This window comes from Desulfobaculum senezii, assembly GCF_054657395.1.
Genome location: NZ_BAAHYU010000002.1, coordinates 479,852 through 498,349, shown reverse-complemented (window position 1 = coordinate 498,349; position 18,498 = coordinate 479,852). Strand labels below are relative to the sequence as shown.

General features: G+C 60.1%; 18 protein-coding genes. 8 read left to right on the top strand and 10 right to left on the bottom strand.

Annotated elements, in window-relative coordinates; all coding sequences use genetic code 11:
* The 8 genes from ACYQ2T_RS02975 to ACYQ2T_RS02940 all read left to right on the top strand — a co-directional run bounded on the left by ACYQ2T_RS02975 (window position 1) and on the right by ACYQ2T_RS02940 (window position 7,575).
* Window positions 1–834, top strand: a complete 834-nt coding sequence (locus ACYQ2T_RS02975) for a 2-oxoacid:ferredoxin oxidoreductase subunit beta (protein WP_459898322.1) — start codon at window positions 1–3, stop codon at window positions 832–834.
* Window positions 831–1,466, top strand: a complete 636-nt coding sequence (locus ACYQ2T_RS02970) for a 2-oxoacid:acceptor oxidoreductase family protein (RefSeq protein WP_459898320.1) — start codon at window positions 831–833, stop codon at window positions 1,464–1,466. Before ACYQ2T_RS02975 ends, ACYQ2T_RS02970 begins: the two co-directional genes overlap by 4 nt.
* Window positions 1,467–1,596: 130 nt before the next feature.
* Window positions 1,597–2,436, top strand: a complete 840-nt coding sequence (locus ACYQ2T_RS02965) for an amidohydrolase family protein (protein ID WP_459898319.1) — start codon at window positions 1,597–1,599, stop codon at window positions 2,434–2,436.
* A 158-nt stretch (window positions 2,437–2,594) separates the two neighbouring features.
* Entirely contained in the window at window positions 2,595–3,926 is a 1,332-nt protein-coding gene (locus ACYQ2T_RS02960; protein WP_459898318.1) for a PAS domain S-box protein, read from the top strand.
* A gap of 210 nt (window positions 3,927–4,136) precedes the next feature.
* Entirely contained in the window at window positions 4,137–4,322 is a 186-nt protein-coding gene (locus tag ACYQ2T_RS02955; protein WP_459898316.1) for a Nif11-like leader peptide family natural product precursor, read from the top strand.
* A gap of 210 nt (window positions 4,323–4,532) precedes the next feature.
* The gene (locus tag ACYQ2T_RS02950) at window positions 4,533–5,723 is read left to right on the top strand and encodes a quaternary amine ABC transporter ATP-binding protein (RefSeq protein ID WP_459898314.1); all 1,191 of its coding nucleotides are present in this window, start codon (window positions 4,533–4,535) and stop codon (window positions 5,721–5,723) included.
* Window positions 5,723–6,571 (top strand): ABC transporter permease, encoded by an 849-nt coding sequence (locus ACYQ2T_RS02945; RefSeq protein ID WP_404845967.1) that lies wholly within the window; start codon window positions 5,723–5,725, stop codon window positions 6,569–6,571. Before ACYQ2T_RS02950 ends, ACYQ2T_RS02945 begins: the two co-directional genes overlap by 1 nt.
* Window positions 6,572–6,717: 146 nt before the next feature.
* Window positions 6,718–7,575, top strand: a complete 858-nt coding sequence (locus tag ACYQ2T_RS02940; protein ID WP_459898312.1) for a glycine betaine ABC transporter substrate-binding protein — start codon at window positions 6,718–6,720, stop codon at window positions 7,573–7,575.
* Between the two features lie 562 nt (window positions 7,576–8,137).
* Here ACYQ2T_RS02940 and ACYQ2T_RS02935 read toward each other — a convergent pair.
* From ACYQ2T_RS02935 to ACYQ2T_RS02890, 10 genes are all read right to left on the bottom strand, one after another.
* A complete protein-coding gene (locus ACYQ2T_RS02935) occupies window positions 8,138–8,485 on the bottom strand; it encodes a hypothetical protein (RefSeq protein ID WP_459898310.1) in 348 nt (115 codons plus the stop codon).
* Between the two features lie 787 nt (window positions 8,486–9,272).
* Window positions 9,273–9,701, bottom strand: a complete 429-nt coding sequence (locus ACYQ2T_RS02930) for a response regulator (RefSeq protein WP_459898308.1) — start codon at window positions 9,699–9,701, stop codon at window positions 9,273–9,275.
* A 21-nt stretch (window positions 9,702–9,722) separates the two neighbouring features.
* On the bottom strand, window positions 9,723–10,121 hold the full coding sequence (locus ACYQ2T_RS02925) for a DNA-binding transcriptional response regulator (protein WP_459898306.1): 399 nt from the start codon (window positions 10,119–10,121) through the stop codon (window positions 9,723–9,725).
* 626 nt (window positions 10,122–10,747) lie between these two features.
* Window positions 10,748–11,179 carry a response regulator gene (locus tag ACYQ2T_RS02920; protein WP_404845972.1) on the bottom strand — a complete coding sequence of 144 codons (432 nt, stop codon included), beginning with the start codon at window positions 11,177–11,179 and terminating at the stop codon, window positions 10,748–10,750.
* Window positions 11,180–11,218: 39 nt separating this feature from the next.
* Window positions 11,219–11,842: a sensor histidine kinase gene (locus tag ACYQ2T_RS02915; protein ID WP_459898304.1), complete on the bottom strand. Its 624-nt coding sequence runs from the start codon at window positions 11,840–11,842 to the stop codon at window positions 11,219–11,221.
* Window positions 11,832–12,212, bottom strand: coding sequence for a response regulator (locus ACYQ2T_RS02910; protein WP_404845974.1), 381 nt, complete (start codon window positions 12,210–12,212; stop codon window positions 11,832–11,834). Before ACYQ2T_RS02910 ends, ACYQ2T_RS02915 begins: the two co-directional genes overlap by 11 nt.
* A 16-nt stretch (window positions 12,213–12,228) precedes the next feature.
* Window positions 12,229–13,938, bottom strand: coding sequence for a sensor histidine kinase (locus ACYQ2T_RS02905; RefSeq protein ID WP_459898303.1), 1,710 nt, complete (start codon window positions 13,936–13,938; stop codon window positions 12,229–12,231).
* Window positions 13,939–14,010: 72 nt separating this feature from the next.
* On the bottom strand, window positions 14,011–15,222 hold the full coding sequence (locus ACYQ2T_RS02900) for a response regulator (RefSeq protein ID WP_459898301.1): 1,212 nt from the start codon (window positions 15,220–15,222) through the stop codon (window positions 14,011–14,013).
* A 16-nt stretch (window positions 15,223–15,238) separates the two neighbouring features.
* Window positions 15,239–17,371 carry a SulP family inorganic anion transporter gene (locus ACYQ2T_RS02895; protein ID WP_459898299.1) on the bottom strand — a complete coding sequence of 711 codons (2,133 nt, stop codon included), beginning with the start codon at window positions 17,369–17,371 and terminating at the stop codon, window positions 15,239–15,241.
* A complete protein-coding gene (locus tag ACYQ2T_RS02890; protein ID WP_459898298.1) occupies window positions 17,365–17,970 on the bottom strand; it encodes a TetR/AcrR family transcriptional regulator in 606 nt (201 codons plus the stop codon). The genes ACYQ2T_RS02895 and ACYQ2T_RS02890 overlap by 7 nt, the downstream gene beginning before the upstream one ends.
* Window positions 17,971–18,498 lie beyond the last annotated feature (528 nt).

Here is an 18,498-nt window from a genome sequence, read left to right as displayed (position 1 = left end):
ATGGCCGAAGTAACCCAACTCATCCATCACTACCTGCGCCACGACAAGAAATTCCCCCACGTCTTCTGTGCGGGATGCGGCCACGGCATCGTGCTTGGCTCACTCATCCGCAGCGTGCACGGCCTTGGCATCGGCAAGGACGACGTCACCCTCGTGGCGGGCATTGGCTGTTCCGGCCGCATGGCCGTGTATGTGGACTTCAACACCGTCCACGCCGTACACGGGCGCGCCATTCCCCTCGCCACCGGCATCAAGATGTGCAAGCCGGACATGAACGTCATCGTCATCACGGGCGACGGCGACGCCATGTCCATTGGCGGCAACCACTTCATCCACGCCGCGCGGCGCAACATCGGCCTGACCGTGCTGGTGCTCAACAACTTCATCTACGGCATGACCGGCGGGCAGTGCTCCCCCACCACGCCCATGGAAAGCTGGACCACCACCTCGCCCTACGGCGCGCTGGAAAAGTCCTTCGACGTTGTGGACATGGCCGCCGCGGCCGGAGCAAGCTACGTGGCGCGCGGGACGGTGTTTCATGTAAACATGCTGGACCGCCTCATCAAAACCGCCATCACCCGCAAGGGCTTCAACGTGGTGGAAGTCATGACGCCCTGCCATACCCAGTTTGGCCGCAAAAACGCGTACAAGACCCCGGTGGACATGTACAAATGGCTCAAGAAGAACGCCGTGAAGCGCGAGTCCTACGACAAGCTGAAGCCCGAGGAGGCCGCAAAGCGCATCCCCATCGGCGTCTTTGCCGAGCGCGACGAGAAGCCCCTTGAAGACCGCTACGCCGACATGCGCGCAAGCCTCAGGAGGACAAAGGCATGACCACCCAAAGCCTCGACAGATTCGAGATTTGCCTCTCCGGCCTTGGCGGTCAGGGCGTGTTGACCCTTGGCAAGGTGATGGGGCAGGCCCTCGCCCTTGGGCATGACTACTTCGTCACCCAAACCCAAAGCTACGGCCCCGAGGCGCGCGGCGGGGCCAGCCGCACGGACCTCGTCATCAGCTCCAGCCCCATCAGCTACCCGAAGACCGACAAAATTGACCTGCTGGTCGCCCTGTCGCAGGAGGCGTGCAATAAGTACTACCACCTGCTCAAGCCCAGCAGCGTCCTTTTGGTGAACACCACGCTGGTGAAGCAGATTCCCACCAATCAGTACATCGGCCTGCCCTTCACCACCATGGCGCAGGACGACCTTGGACTGGTGCAGGCCATGAACACCATCGTCCTTGGCACCTGCTCCTTCCTCCTGCCCTTCGCCGACCCCGAACGCATGAAGGACAGCCTGCGCCAAGCCCTGCCCGCCAAAATCATCGACATCAACATCAAGGCCTTCGACATGGGGTACGACACCGCGAAAAAAACCTTCAAAACGCCCCCGGATTTGTGGGCGCCACCCGCTGAGGCCCCACCCGCAAAGCCCAAAAAGAAGACCACACGCAAAAAGAAATCCTGACGGCAGGGCGCAGGTGACGCCGCCGCACGCCTGCCCCAACACCCCGTTTTGCATGGAAAAAGCCGCCCCAAAACCGAAAGGTTTTGGGGCGGCTTGCGTTTCGCGTTCAAAGGAGTACAACATTCGGGCCATGTTGTACGATGTTCATACCCACGCATTTCATCCGAAAATAGTTCACAAGGTCCTCGATCAACTGTCCGACCATTACGGCCTTCCCGCCACCGGCACCGGCGTTGCGGGGGACCTCATCGACCGCATCCACCGGGCAGGTATCGACCGCGCCGTGGTCCACACCGCCGCCACATCGCCAGATCAGGTCATCCCGGCCAACAACTGGGCTATCGACCTGAACCAGCGCTATGACGAGCTGATCGGCTTCGGCAGCATCCATCCCGGCTTCGACCGGTGGGAATGGTCCCTCGACAGACTGGAGCAGGCCGGCATCTGCGGCATTAAGCTGCACCCGGACTTTCAGGGCTACGCCATGGACGACCCGGCAATGATGCCCATCTACGAAGCCATGTCCGGCCGCTTTGTCGTCATGATTCATATCGGCGACAGGAACCCGCCCGGCTCCAACCCCACCGACCCCTACAAGGTGAAGCGCCTGCACGAGCAGTTCCCGGACCTGCAGATTATTGCCGCCCACATGGGCGGCTTCATGCACTGGAAATGGGTGCTGGACGGGCTTGCCGGCACGGATATCTACATTGATACCTCCAGCACGCTCAGCCTCATCGACGACGCCACGTTGCATGAAATCGTGCGCCGCCACCCGCGCGAGCGCATCCTGTTTGGCAGCGACTACCCACTGTTTGATCCGGGGGCCGAAATGGCCGAGCTGCAGCGGCGTTTGCGCTTTACCGACGCTGAGTTAGAGCAGGTTATGACCAATGCTCATACCCTCTTTTGCTCACGCAATCGGGTAGGGAATGGGCAACGCCTTGAGAATATTGTCCAAAAGATGTAAGACCACTCTACCGCTTCCATCTTTTCGGCACGGGCCAGTGTTGCAACGCACCTCCCCATCGCGTTTTCGCCGACACCCCGCTGCCTTTCATTCATCTCTTACACGTGGAGCCTCCTATCGTAATACCCAAGGCCCGCATAACAACACGTTAGGAAACGATGTCAAAGAAACGCTTACATACCATATCCATAATTCTGCTGACCATGGAGCATGCCGCAGACCGGGTCAACGAGGCGTGGTCGAGGCGAATGAGCGCACGGGACATCGACCTTTCCCCCGAGGAATTGAACGACGTCGGCGACAGGCTACGCGTCTGCCTTTCGGACTGCGTTGTCGCTTTCAGTGCCCGCCGCGACCGCGCGGCTGATGACAAAAACTTTTGCCGCTGCGCAGAAAACATGTGGCCCGTGCTGGACAGCCTGCCGCCCCTTGGCGACGGCTCCGCCGCCCCGCTCCTAGGGCTGAAGGAATACGTCCGCACCCTTGGTCACGAAATCGTCTCCGCCGAGGAATCCGCAGAGCGCGCCCTCGACGCCGTCATGGACCTGCGCTGGGTGGCCGATGCTGTAGAGGAAGTTCTTTACGGCAAGGCCGACACCGAGGCCGCGGACGATTCCTTCCTTGCCCAGCCGGAGCTTTTGGCCGCCGCACCCGAACGGCTGAACGACCCGTCCCTTGACGACGGGGAAAAATTCTTTCTCAGCCTGTTTCAGACCTCGCTCCAGGCCATCCTCATCGCCAATGACAGCCTGCGCATTGTGGCGGCCAACAACACCGCCCTTGAAATGTGGGGCACCGAGCTGGACGAACTGCTGGAGCACCCCGTGCCCGACATTGTGGCAGGCGGCGACCGCGGCGCACTGGTCAGCAAGCTGGACAGCTTGCAGGACGGCGTTTTCTCGGAGCTGAGCGCAACGGGCAAGCGCATCGACGGCGAAATGTTCCCCCTTGTGCTGACCATTGGCCGGGTGGACCTCGACGACGGCAACTACTTTCCCATCACCGCCCACGACGTGAGCGAAACGCAGGAGCTGGAGCGCGAACTCAATCAGGAACGCGCCCACGTGCAGGAGATGGCCGTCACCCTCAAGCACGTGCTCCGCGCCTCCGCCGACGAGAAAAAGAAATTCCAGCAGCAATGGGCGCAAGAAGTGGAAACCCGCGTCATTCCCGCACTCGGGCACATCGCCAACGAGTCGAGCCGCTCCGTACGCAAGGGCTATCAGACGGTCCTTGAGGACCGGCTGGAGGACATGACCAAAGGCACGGAGAACGGCCTGAGCGGCCAGTTCCTCAAGCTGACCCCCACGGAGCTGGAGGTCTGCCGCATGATCCGCGCCGGGCACACCACCAAGGAAATCTCCGAGCTTTTGCACTCCGCGCACGACACGGTCCAAACCCACCGCAAAAACATCCGCCGCAAACTGGACCTGCGCGGCAAGAAGGTGTCGCTCTACACCTTCCTCAATAGCAAAGACGTGCAAATGTAGTTTGGGTATGCAATAATACCCGCTTTATCCCTCACACATCCCCTTTCTTCTTTTTCTCGTCTGCATGAAGGTAAGCGCCGAACATGAGGCAGGGGCATCCGGGAATCTTCGCCCGGTTTTCCCTGCCATTCATGCGGCCTTACACCGCGCCCCGTATGGGCGCACCAGAATCCGCCGCAGTCATGGTTTAACCATAGAGAAGGAGAATGCATGTCCGAGGAGAGTGTGTACGCTTTTTTGGAATGGCTGAAGGATAGGGACGACCTCCTGAACCAAATGCGCACCATGCGCGCCCAAGAAATCGTCGACATAGCCAAGGACCACCATTTTCACTTCACCGCGGCAGAGCTCGTCTCTATCATCCGAGAACGGCTGGACGCCATGGAAAGCAGGTAGACACACTGAAGCCGGGTATACCCACATACCCAATACTTCCCCTTTTCTACCCCTTTTCACTTTGAGGCAGTTCAGTAGTCTTTAGTGCGGCCACTTAGAGGGCTTCTTCCTCATAACATCAAGGCCGTTACAGTACTTATTCACCGGGGTCTTCATACATTACAGGCAAGACCCTTGCGTGGTTCGTTAATGCAAACCAATGGAGATTGCATGGCAAAAATTGCCGTAAAGAACCTGTACAAGATCTTTGGTCCCAATCCCAAAAAGGTTGTCCCCATGCTTGAAGATGGCGCAACCAAAGCGGACGTCAAGGAGAAGACCGGCCACGGCGTAGGCGTGAACAACGCTTCGTTCGAGGTTGAAGAAGGCGAAATCGTCGTCATCATGGGTCTCTCCGGCAGCGGCAAGTCTACCCTTGTCCGTTGCATCAACCGGCTTATCGAGCCGACCAGCGGCAGCGTCTTCATCGACGGCGTTGACGTGACGAAGCTTTCCAGCGACGAGCTGCGCCAGCTGCGGCTGCAGAAGCTCGGCATGGTTTTCCAGAACTTCGCCCTCTTCCCCCACCGCACCGTGGCCGAAAATACCGAGTACGGCCTGGAGATTGCCGGCATCGAACACGATGAACGCCGCAGCCGCGCCCTTGTGGCGCTGGAGCAGGTGGGCCTGAAGGGTTGGGAAGACAGCTACCCCACACAGCTTTCCGGCGGCATGCAGCAGCGCGTTGGCCTTGCCCGCGCCCTTGCACTCAATGCCGACATCCTGCTCATGGACGAGGCCTTCAGCGCACTCGACCCGCTCATCCGTAGCGACATGCAGGACGAGCTGCTCTCCCTGCAGGACGAAATGCAGAAGACCATCGTCTTCATCAGCCATGACCTCGACGAGGCCCTCAAGCTCGGCGACCGCATCGTCCTCATGAAGGATGGCGAAATCGTCCAGATCGGCACCGCAGAGGACATTCTCACCGATCCTGCAGACGAATACGTCCGCCGCTTCGTTGAGGATGTGGATATCACCAAGATTCTCACCGCCGAAAGCGTGATGAAGAAGACCGAGACCGTTGCATGGCTCGGCACGGACGGTCCCCGCGCGGCCCTCCGCAAGATGAAGAAGAACAAGATTTCCAGCATCTTTGTGCTGCGCAAGGACCGAAGCCTCGCTGGCGTTATCTCCGCCGAAGAGGCCGTCAAGCTCGTTCAGGACGGCGCACGGACGCTGGATGGCGCCCTGCAGGAAGACATTGTCACCGTCCAGCCCGACACCCCGGCAGCGGATCTGTTCCAGGTCATGCACGACCTGCCCTACCCGCTGGCCGTTGTGGATGAGAAAAAGAGGCTTAAGGGCGTTATCGTCCGCGGGCTTCTGCTGGGTGCAGTCGCAGAACGAGGAGCAGCATAATGAGTTTTACAGTCCCCCGAATACCGCTTGGCGATGGAATCGAAACTGGCATCAACTTTCTTGTTGATCACTTCTCCTTTGCAACCAAGGCCTTCGCGGCCAGCATGGAGCATGTGCTGAACTGGCTGGAGAGCGGCCTGATGTTCTTGCCCCCGTGGCTGTTCATCCTGCTCTTTGCCGGACTGGCCCTGTGGTTCACCCGCAAACGCGGCGTCGCCATCTTCGTTCTGGTGGGGATGTCCTTTATCTGGAACCTCGGCCTGTGGGCTGCCACCATCAGCACCTTTGCGCTGGTTATCGTGGCAACCATGGTGGCCATCATGCTGGGCGTGCCGCTTGGCATCGGCTCCGCCATGAGCAACAAGATTTACCGTATCGTCATGCCCATTTTGGACGTGATGCAGACCATGCCCGCCTTTGTGTACCTGATTCCGGCCATTCCGTTCTTTGGTCTGGGTAAGGTCGCGGCCATCTTCTCCACGGTTATCTTCTCCATGCCCCCGGCAATCCGCCTGACCTGCCTCGGCATCCGTCAGGTCCCCCGCGAGCTGGTCGAGTGTGCGGACGCCTTTGGCTCCACCCGCTGGCAGAAGCTCGTGAAGCTGGAACTGCCCACGGCCCTGCCCACCATTATGGCAGGCGTCAACCAGACCGTTATGCTGGCCCTGTCCATGGTCGTTATCGCCGCCATGATTGGTGCCCGCGGCCTTGGCGGCGAAGTGTGGCGCGCCATCCAGCGTATGGAAGTTGGCGGCGGTTTCGAGGCCGGTATCGGCATCGTTATCGTAGCTATCTCTCTGGACAGAATTCTCCAGAAGGTCGGCTCTCGCAAGAAGAAGGCCGCCTAGTTTTACCCCGCGTTTTCTTGGCCTCATGCGGCCTGCCGGATCAGCCCGGGGCCACTGGCTCCCGCTCCGCGCGAGCCGCATGCGCCAAATACCGTGGCCGCCCAACCTCGCGGCGGCCCATGTATAACCATAACCCAGGAGGAAGGATGCGTTTTCGCTTCGTTACATTGCTTGCCACTCTCGCGCTCATTGGCACGCTCTTCTGCGGCGCTGCTCAGGCCGCCAAAGGTACCGTAAACCTCGTCTACGTCGAATGGTCCACAGAAGTCGCCAGTACCAACGTTGTCCGCGCTGTTCTGCAGGAACGCATGGGATACGATTGTGAAATCACACCTGTTTCTGCTGCCGCTATGTGGCAGGCGGTTGCAACGGACGAAGACGTTGACGGTATGGTCTCCGCATGGCTGCCCATCACCCAGCGCCACTACCTTCAGAAGCTGGAAGACAAGGTGGACAACCTTGGCCCCAACCTCGAAGGTGCCCGCATTGGCCTCGTTGTTCCCTCTTACGTGGAGATTGACTCCCTCGAAGAGATGAACAAGGTCAGCGACAAGTTCCGCGGCCGCATCGTGGGCATCGACCCCGGTTCCGGCGTTGTGGACAAGACCGAGAAGGCCATCAAGGCCTACAACATGAGCGACATCGACCTCGTCACCAGCTCCGGCGCCATGATGACCGCGACCCTCGCGGACTCCATCAAGCACAACGAGTGGGTTGCCGTGACTGGCTGGACCCCGCACTGGATGTTCGCCAAGTGGGACCTCAAGTACCTGAAGGACCCCAAGGGCGTGTACGGCGATGAAGAGTTCATCGGCACCTTCGCCCGCAAGGGTCTGGACAAGGATATGCCCGAGGTCTACTCCTTCCTCGACAACTTCTACTGGTCCCCCGACGACATGGCCAAGGTCATGGTCTGGATCCAGGACGGCATGAAGCCTTACGAGGCCGCCAAGAAGTGGATCAACGAAAACAAGGAGACCGTGGACGGCTGGATCAACGGCTAGTTCGCACACGCTCCAACTGCACGCAAGGGAGGCCGAGAAATCGGCCTCCCTTTTTGTTTGCCGTGCCCACGAAGGCAAACGCGCCAAGGCGGCGCAGGGCCCTCGGGCGGCATTCAGCCCTGGGCTGAGGCGCGAAGAAAGTGACAGGACGGCTTGCGAGTGATGACGGCGAGCAGAAGCAGCGGCATGGGCACAGGCATCCATGCCACAAAGCCGGTGGAAGCGCCTCAAGACTGCGAACAGCCGCCTTTGCAGAGAGAGAGAGGGGCCAACGCTGGCCGCTGAGCAAGGGACGCGGGAGGGGCGCAGAAGGGACGGGACTGTCCGTGTACAGAGGGAGCAGATTCGTCTGGAAACATGGGGAACACGTCAGGCAGAGTTTGCGTGGCGGTGCGCCTCACCCCTCTCCCTGCTTTAGAATAGGAGAGGCCTGCCGGACAAGACAATAAAGAAGGGAGGGGACGCTTGGCGCAGCAGACAACGTGCACGGTGCGCCAAACGCAGAAAAGGGAGGCCGAGGTTTCGGTCTCCCTTTTCTTCATGACACGGATAACAAACAGGTTCAGGCGCAGCGCGCACTCTTCGTTGGCGCCCCGTTAAGGGAACGGGTCAGCCTGTTGAGCAGAAATTCATTGCCAGCTGCGGGCATAAAGCCTTTACAGGCTCCGCGCCCCGTCACGACGAGCACTTTCATCCATGGCTGCATGCGGGAAAGACCCCGCTGGATGTCTCCACACGGTGCGGGACCATTGCGTACGTCAACAACCGCTGCGTCGTACCGCATCATTCGCGCGAATTTGATGGCGGTGTTCACATCGGAAGCATAATCCACTGCAATGTTCTTGGCCGCAAGGCGCTCGACAAACGACGTCTGCAGTCTGCCTTCATCTTCTACTACAAGAATGCGCATGGCTTCTCCTGCAAAGGGGGGTTCGGTTATGCCTGATTGTGTGGTCAATCAGCACATATGCCAATGCGGCCCACTTAGCACCAGCATTGTAGAGAGTCCAGCAAAAAATGAATTTTCTGTGACAAGCCCGAAATCAGGCCGAAATCCACCCGCCAACGCCCCCGCATGCCCCAAAGCGTGAAGCGGCCCCACAAGCCACCAGCAGCGCCAAGCACTCCCAAGCCGCCCCATTTCCGCCACCCGCCGCGGCCGAAACTCTGGACCATGGTTTTTGCCGCGCATCGTGTGCCCCCAAAACGGGGCGCGCTCCGGCTGCGGGGCGGGAGAATGGAGAGGCCGGACGAAAGGACAGGGGGGCCGCCCCGCCTGAACAAGCCGTGTCATGCTCTATGACGTCCGCTGCGCCCCTCAGCCCCACTCCCACCTGAAAGGTCTTACAATCCCGACAGTTCGCCACACACTCAACGAGCACAATGCAGCGGCGCAGGGGCTCATGCCCACTGTCCCCCAAAAAGAAACGCTTGAGCCCCGGCATGCGCGCGCGAGAGAGAGAGAACAAGACGACCGCCCTTGCCCAGAGGAGCGTCTCACAGCGCCACGAGCGGCCCCGATATTCGTACAAGACGCCAACGCACACACGCCCTGCACGCCATATCAGCGCTCCACGCGCCGCCACTCCTGCACTCCCCTCTGCACAGAAAAACGCCGGGAAGGACGTGTGTCCTTCCCGGCGTTGGAGAATCGTTTTGTCGCGCTGTTGCAGTATACGCGCGGCTGGCCGCACAGGCTAGAAGCGGCGCGCCAGAATGTCCTGAATTTTCTCTTCGTTATGCTTTTCCTGCAGCACGGCGCGCTTGGCCTGCGCCTTGCGGATGCGCTCCAGCAGGGCGTCCATGTCCACGGGCTTTTCCATGAAGTCCAGCGCGCCCAGCTTCATGGCTTCCACGCTAATCTGCACAGTGGCGTGGCCGGACAGGATGATGATCTGCACCTCGTCGTTTTTGGCCTTGATGCGTTTTAGCGTTTCAATGCCATCCAGACCGGGCATCTGCATGTCGAGCACAACAGCGTCGAAGCACTCACAGTCAACCATTTCCAAAGCGTCATGGCCATTGGTCGCGGTGGAGACATCAAGCTCCCGCATTCGCAGACGTTCGGCCATGGTGTTCACGAAGTCGATATTGTCGTCCACGAGTAGGACATGGGCGTTGACCATTGCTGGCTCCTCTTTAGATGATCACAAGACGTGGCGCGCATCCGCATGCGGTGCGTGCACCATCCCCCGTTCTTGCACTGCCACAAGATGCGGCAGAAGTGAAGCCATGATAACCGGCTTTGTCACAAAGGTGCAAGCCTCTGTTTTTGCGTCAGATTCCTGATACTGGGGCGTATGGTCATCGCACATGCACAGCGCCGCAACGTCATGTTGCAGTCCGCGTAGCCCGCGGAGCATTGCGTCCCAGCGCACGCCGCGCACCATCTCGTCCACAAGGGCGATGTCGTAGCGTATCATCCGTGCCAGCCGCAGTGCGCCCACAGCATCCTGCGCCCATTCGGCGGCGTAGCCATGACCATTCAGGTCCGCCACAAGCCGTTTTCCATCCTCCGCGTCTGCGGTTACGACCAAAACGCGCATGCGCTTTCTTCCTTGTGTCGAGGCATCCGTCTGTTCCCTTTGCGGCCCCGCAGATTTCTGCGGGGGCTCCGTCTGCTGTCTCTTGCGCGCTTGCCTCAGACTCCTCCCGGTGCATCGCCATGGCGCGCATCACCATACACCGGCGCGTCGCTTTGCGCTGTTGGCGGAGTTTTCGTGTTGCGAATGACTCCGGTAGCATGTGTTTTTGAACACCGTCCACACGTTTTCCGCTACGTGAAACAGTGCACAATACACGAATGCACCACGACGCCGCGCCGCAGCAGCATCACACAAGCGCCCACACGGGCAGGCGCAGCAATGGAGCAGGCAACGGCAGACGCACGGCGCACGCCTTAAATCACAGGAAAAGGGAGGACATAAAATCGGGAGGAATAAAAAAGACTTCCGGAAAGCCGAAACCGCCAAGTTTTCGGCCTTCCGGAAGACGAAGGCTCTCCGGTCACGGCGTCTGGCGGGAGGAGGTGTGGTGATGCTTCCCGTACATAACGCCATCCACTGACCCGAAGAGAAATCCCGGCCTCAAACGTGCCTCACAAGGCCGGGAAATACCGGCAGGCAAGGGCCACCGCCTGGCCCAAGCCGCCTACGCAGGTTGTCTTCTCCCACTACCAACCGGCGTGGGAAAGAATGGACTGAATCTTTTCGTTGTTGTGCTCTTCTTCCAGCACAAGGCGCTTTGCCTGCGCCACGGTAATCTTTTTCACCAGCGTGTCGAAGTCCGCGGGCTTTTCCATAAAATCGAGGGCGCCAAGCTTCATGGCCTCTACGGAAAGCTCCACCGTGGCGTGGCCGGACAGCAGAATAATTTGCACTTCGTCGTTGTGCTCCTTGATGCGCCGTAGCGTCTCAAGACCGTCCATATCCGGCATTTGCAGGTCCAGCACCACGGCGTCGTAACGGCGGGCGTCAATGGCGTCTACGGCGCTGCGGCCATTATAGACCGCCGTCGCGTCCATCCCCCGCGTGCGCAGGCGCTCGGCCAACGTCTCGACAAAATCCTTGTTGTCATCAACCAGCAAAACATTCACACCCGTCATCTCTCAAAGCCTCCCCGCGCCACCCCGGCGCACCATGGATTAGACATTCTTCGGCAACCGCAGCACAAGGCCGCTTCCGGCCTCGGCAACGGCCGTCGCGCTCAGTGCGTCCAAAAGCTCCGCCATCTGGGACGCCTGGCCCCCGCCCCCAGCAGAAAAGGCTATCTCCGCGCCCTCGGGCGTCGCGCGCGTGGTCACCGTCACCTGCGCGCCGTCCTCTACGCTGTCCATCACAGCGTCAAGACACGCGAGGAGGAGCTGCATCAAGAGGAAAGGCCGCGTGGACACCACCACCCCGGCGTCACCCTGCGGGTCAAAGCTCACGCCACGCATGGCGGCCAGCCGGGCATAGAGATTCAGCGTCAGCTCCACGGACTCGTCCACCGGCACCTCGGCAAGGGGATGGTCCGTACTGTGGGCAAAGGCATTGAGGCGCTTCACCACCGCGTCCGCATCCGCCGTACGCTGCTGGATGTCCGCGGCAATGCCCGCAAGGCGCTCAAAATCCACCTCGCGGCCACGCGCGGCAAGGGTCAACAGGTCCGTGAGCAGGCCCGCCTTTTCACGGATGGTGGCCAAATGGTTCTTGAACTCATGTGACACGCTGGCCGTCATACGGCCAAAGCAGACCAACCCAGCATCGGACCCGTTGTCAGCACTCATTGTTCTCTTCCCCTCCGGGATTCAAAGCCGCCTGAATGCGCTCCAGCAGCACCTGGAGCCGCACGGGCTTCATCAGGTAGTCGCTGGCACCGGCCTTGCGCCCTTCCTGACAGTCCTGCGTGGAGCCGTGACCGGTCAGAAAGATAAAGCGCATCTCGGGGCGCATGTCGCGCATGGACTTCATGACGTCCAGCCCGCTGGTGCCGGGCATCTTCATATCCACCACGGCAAGGTCGTAGGCCTTGCTCTGTGTCATATCAATGGCGGCATCGCCGGACAGCGCGCAATCCGCATCAATTCCTCTCAGCCGCAGGCGCTCCACCAGTGTTTCCACCAGTTCGGCCTCATCGTCGACCAACAAAATCCGCACAATATCTCTCCGTCCGTTACCGTTTTACAGGAAAGACCAGAGTGAACGCCGTTCCTTCGCCTTCCGTACTGTCCACATGCATCTCCGCGCCCAGCTTCTGCACCAGACCGTAGGTAATGGACAGGCCAAGGCCTGTGCCCTTGTCTCCCTTGGTGGAGAAGAACGGCTCAAAAATCTGGCGTAAATGCTCGCGCCGGATGCCGCATCCGTTGTCCTGAATGATCACGGATACGTGGTCTTCGGTCATGGGCGCGATGCCGATGTTCACCCTGCCGCCATCTTCGACGGCGGCAAAGGCGTTGTTGATAATGTTCAAAAACACCTGCTGCAACTGCCCTCTGTCGCTCTCGATGGGCATCACATCGCCCGCTACGTCCACGTTCACCTCAATGCCGCGGTACTCCGCCTCCTTTTCCAAGAAGCCGAGCACGTCGCGGATGACAGGCTCAAGGTCCAGCTTCTCCAGGCGCACGTCGATGTGCCGGGCAAAGCCAAGCAGCCTGTGGGTGATGGTCCCGCAGCGCTCCACCGACGCAAGCACCGCATCGGTCAGGCCAATGAGCTTTTCCTTGTTCGCCCCTTCCACGGAGCCGAAGGCCAACAGATCCTTCATCAGTCCGGCCTTCTGGCTGATGACGGCGAGGGGGTTGTTGATTTCGTGCGCCACGCCTGCGGCAAGGCGGCCAATGGAGGCCATCTTGTTGGCGTGTTCGGCGCGGTGCATGGCTACGGTACGCCGCTGGTCGGCAAAATGCACCCGGCTCACCAGCGAGGTCGCCACCCCCAGCACCACAATGCCGATGACCGTCATGCTCAGGGCGGTGAAGCCGAACATCTCAAGGCGCACGGTCCACCATGGGTCCATGACGGCTTTTTTGTCCGTGACAAGGGTCAGGATGAAGGGCGCGCCCTTCACATAGGTGTAGCCCATAAAGACGGGGGTGCCGTCCTTGGAGCGCGTCTCCATAATACGCGTGCGCTCGGAGTACGGCGGCACGGGATAGCCCGAGGCCGCCAGCACATCCCCGGCGTGGCGGGTGGGCGTTTGCAGAACGCCTGTGGTGTCGGTGATGAAGACGTCGCTGTCGCTGCCAATGTCGATGGACAGCAAAAGATCATTAAAGCGGCTGGTGTCGAGGGTGGCGCGCAGAATGTAAAAACTGCCGTCCGCGTCGTCGTGCTTCACGGCGACGACCATGTGCGGAATCTCGCGGAAGCCCTTGAACACGGGACTGATGTACACGCCACGGGCCACAACGTGCTTGAACCAATCCTGCCGGGAGTAGTCGCGTCCCACCAGTTCGTGCGGTCCGGCGTAGGCCTGCTGGATGCCGTCGGCATCGATGAAGCCAAGGTCATACACGCCGCCAAAGGAATTCTTGAGGTCGCGAAGCAGGCCGCGAATGCGCAGCGGGTCGGCCAATTCCCGGCGGGACAGATGACGCACGGCAAAGTCCAGCGCGGACTGCCGCTCTTCGAGAAAGGCGGTGACGGAGCGCTTGCTGTTGGAGACAAGGCGCGTCATGCGGTAGCGGTTTTCGGCCTCGGCCAGCTTTTGGCTGAGGCTGAAGTCCGTAAAGGACATCACGCCAAGCGGCACAATGGAGACGAGCAGCATGACGCCGACAACCAGCACCCACAGCCGCCTGTAGTTGAGGATGTTGTGCCCATCCTCTTCATCCGTCGTCCAAAAATTCGGCCGGAGCCGTTTCAGCCACGAAGCCATACGCGCATCCTTTACGGGTAAAAAAAGGGCCGACAGGCACGCCAAGCGTCGCGTCCCTGTCGGCCAAACGTCTTACGACGAGACGCGAACCTTCTCGTAGGCGCTCTTTACCGTGGACGACAAGACGTCAATGTCCACCGGCTTTTGCAAGTACGCAAACGCGCCAAGGTCCATACAGGTCTCACGGTCCTTATCGGAACCGTGACCGGTGAGGATAATCACCGCGACGCCCGGGTGGTCGCGCCGCACGCGGCGCAGCACCTCAAGGCCGTCCATACCCGGCATCTTCAGGTCCAGAATCATGACCTCCGGCTCCTCGTCCTGCAGCAGGTTCAGAGCTTGCGGGCCATCATACACCACTGCGGACCCCACGTCGCGCATGGTGAGACGTTCGGACAGGGTTTCGACGAACTCGCGCTCGTCGTCCACCAGCAGCACCTTGCTCGGCAGGCTGAAATCATGCCTGCGGTAGATGTCCGCCTGATAGAAGTCCTTTCCAACCCGAGTGGTCACTTCGCGGACCCCCTCCACGCCGGAGGCAATACGCTGCAGCTCTTCCTCAAGGCGGGAGAGCATGATGACATTCTTATTGATGGTCAGCTGCACGCGGCCGTTTTTGGCCTCCACGTCCACGCTGTGGCCTTCTTTGACGAGGGCCATGTCCACACGCGCGGCAAGGGCGAAGTCGTCCACCGCCTGCTGGGACTGGGCCGTGGGCACCAGCACGCCGCGGCGCGCGTTGTCCACTGTAAAGGCCACCGCATGCTCCACGGACTTGGCATCCATGGGGATGACCACGTCGTAAAGCTCGTTGTCCCACGCCTTGGCGCCGGTGACGTACTCGCTCCAGCCGAACAGGGCCTCGTCGGCCTTGTGGACCAGCTTGGCGCCCTCTTCGGCGCTGACGCCCTCGCGCTCGGCGGCGAGGCCGGCGCGGAAGTGCACCTCCGCCCCCAGCAGCACGCGCAGCACATGCGACACGCGTTGCGGTACCAGCAGTCCGGCCCAGCCATACAGGAGCAGGTCGTCCCTGTGCAGCAGTTCGGCCAGCGTGGCGCGCAGGCAGGTGACGGCGCGCTCGCGCTCGTGGGTGAAGCTGTTGAACACGCTGGGCTTGCCGTAGACCGTCTTGGCCAAACGCGACTCGGACATACCGAAACGTTCCGCGGCCATCGCGAAGACTTCGGCGTCGCGCATGGTGGTCAGGCCAAGCTCGGAAGCGACGCCAGCCGCCACTTCCTCGGCCCGAACATACGCGGCATTGAAGATGTTGATCACTGCCATGAGGATTCTCCTTGTCCTATTGGGCCGGGCAGGCCTCAGTCAGGGGGCATGCCTTTTCTTCGGAACCTTCGTGGGCCTTGGCGTGGATGATGGGCAGCGCCTCTGCCTGCGTGGCGTAGATATTCTCCTCGCCAATGGACTCAAACAGGTGCGTACGCTTCATCACCGCGAGAACATTCTCATTTACGCCAGAGAAGGACATACCGTACCCGGCACTGCGCACGCGGTCCACAATAAGTGCCAGCGCTTCCTCGCCGGAGGCGTCCATATCATTGATGCCGTTGGCCACCAGCAGGATGTGCCGCAGATGCGGCTTGGCCTGCAGGATGTCCGTGATGCGGTCCTCAAGGTAGCTGGCGTTGGCGAAGAACAGCGGGCCGTCAAAGCGGACGACAGCCACGTGGTCACACTCGCGCAGGCCGTAGACGGAGCAGTCGCGCAGGGCGCGGTCCGCCGACAGGGACAGGCTGGCCACCGTGGGGCGCATGCTCTTGTACAGGAACACGCCAAGGGACAGCACAACACCGACCATGATGCCCTTGTCCAGATGCGGGGCAAAGCCCAGCGTGCAGACAAAGGACAAAATGGAGATGGCGCCGTCGTACCACTGGGCCTTCCACGCGTGGACAAAACCCTTCACGTTGATGAGGCCGATAACCGCCATCATGATGACCGCCGCCAGCACGGACTGGGGCAGATGATACAGCAGCGGGGTGAAGAACATCAGCACGATGACGACCACCAGCGAGGTAAACACGCTGGACAGCCCAGTCACCGCGCCGGAGGCAAGGTTCACCGCCGAACGGGAGAACGACCCCGATGCCGGGTAGCTCTTGCCAATGGCGCCCACCATGTTGGACAGGCCCTGACCGATAAGCTCCTGGTTGGGGTCAAGGCGCTGGCCGGTCTTGGCGGCCATGGCCTTGGCGATGGAGATAGCTTCCATGAAGCCCAGCAGCGAGATGATGGCCGCATACGGCAGCAGCTGGAGCATAACGCCCATGTCGAGCTTGGGCACGGACAGGGTCGGCAGGCCGCTGGGGACCACGCCCACAACCGCGCCGCCGCCCATCATGAGCAGAGAGTCCTTGTTAATGGCCTTGTTGCCGACCTTGATGCGCCAGATGCGGCCGTCGGTGTTCAGGCCCTCGGGCGTGGTGCCCGCAAGGTAGAAGTTCGTGGTGCCGTCAGGCGCGCTGACGCCGTCGAACTTCATATGGCGAATCTTGGAGCGCCAGGTATGGGCCCTGCGCTTCAGGTTTTCAATCTTGATGTTGGCGACTTCCACATCGTGCTTGATGTCGAGGGCGGGGATGGAGTGCATGCCCGAATTCTCGACAGCGGCGGCGTACTGGGTGTTCAGCTCGGTGCGCCGTTCGCCAATCTTGGGAAGCTCCGTGGTGACGGTGTTGAACTTGGCAATGGCTTCCACCGCGTCCGGGGACTTGATGTGGTTCAGGTCCACGGTGGTGTTGTGCTCAAAGCCAATGGCCCACGACAGCAGCGTGGTAATCACAACCGCCACCAGCACGTTCGGCGCCTTGGGCGCAAAGCGCTTGAGGCCAATCATCACCGCAAAGGCCAGCACACCCATGCCGAGTGTTGGCCAATGTGTGTAGTCCACGGCGGACTCCATCACACGGTAGATGGTCTCGTAGTGGTGCGCGGCTTTGTCCACATACACGCCAAACATCTTGGACAGCTGGCTGGACGCAATGATGATGGCCGCGGCGTTGGTGAAGCCGTTGACCACCGGATGCGACAAAAAGTTCACCACCAATCCAAGACGCAGCGCCCCCAGCAGGAACTGGAACAGGCCAACCGTAAACGCCAACAGGATGGCGTAGGCGATGAAGGCCTCACTGCCTGCTGTGGCCAGCGGTTCCAGTGATGCGGCTGTCATGAGCGAGACAACAGCCACAGGCCCGGTGGCGAGCTGACGGCTGGAGCCGAACAGCGCGGCAATCATGGGGGGCAGAAACGAAGCGTACAGCCCGTAATACGCGGGCATACCCGCAAGCTGTGCATACGCCATGGACTGCGGAATCAGCACCAGGGCCACCGTCAGTCCGGACGTGAAGTCAGCCCTCAAATGCTTTGTTCCATAGCCCTTCATCCAGGACAGGAACGGAAAAAATCGGGTCAGCATGAGCACCCTTCCATCGGTTGTGGTTTCAGCATGTTTTCGCATGAGGCGAGCACGTCTGCGTACAACGAACGAACGGGAAACAGGCTCAGCATCTTAAAGCGCAAAAGGCCCGATACCATGGAAAACAGTATCAGGGCCTGACCATTGGGGGACACGTCCCTGCGGATGGAACCATCGGCCACACCCTTCTGGATGGCCTCCACCAGCATGTCCACAAAACAGTTGTAAATGGCTTCCACATCTTCCCGGAGGGCGGGATTGGTCCCGGCAAGATGATACAGATGCGAGCGGAAAAGGAGCCTGAACTCCACGTGCATCTCCTCGGAGAGACGGAAGAAGAGGGCGACAAGATCCTTCACCATTTCCAGCCCAGACCCGGACCCCTTTGCAAAAACCGCGTCCTCCACGCGGCTGACGATGCCGTTTTTCGTCGCTTCAAGAACACCGATGTAGATTTCCTCTTTGTTCTTGAAGTGATGGAAAATCGTGCCTTCAGCCGCGCCGGTAAGGCGCGAAAGCTCTGCAATGGACGTGTCCTTGTAGCCTTTGGCTGCAAAAAGCGCCGCTGCTGTTTCAAGTATCTTTTCTTTGTACGACATTGCATCTCCTAGCCCGAGTGCGCGCTCGGGTTTACCGAGTAAGCACTCGGCTTCACTCCCCCTTATGTGCTGGATTTCACATTGTCAAGCGGGCTATTAATACGCGATTCTCCCTTCTCATTAAGCTCAACACACTGAAATCCAACACTCTTTTTTAAATTTCCAGATGATATATGATTCTCACGTCTCATAAAGAAAATTTTTTCTCCAGAGTCCGGCAAGGCGGTATCGTCGTGCCTATGACGAAAATGCCGCACTTTGTGCAATTTTGCTCAAGCAACGAATACTGCTTGCAAATCGCCGCAAACCTTGTGGCGGCGGTGCTTTTGCCGGATTTTTCCTGCTTTTTGTGAGAAACGTGTATCATTTTGCCCCACACATGTCCCCAACCCGACACAACAGTTGATGTGCAGTGTAGTGCATCCGCACATTTCTGTACATTTTCTCTCTGCCGCCCCCGCAGGTGGACGCGTCACCGCGTGGCAGAGCGCTCCGCGTATGGGGTTTGTCCGGCCCTGCCCCTGCGCG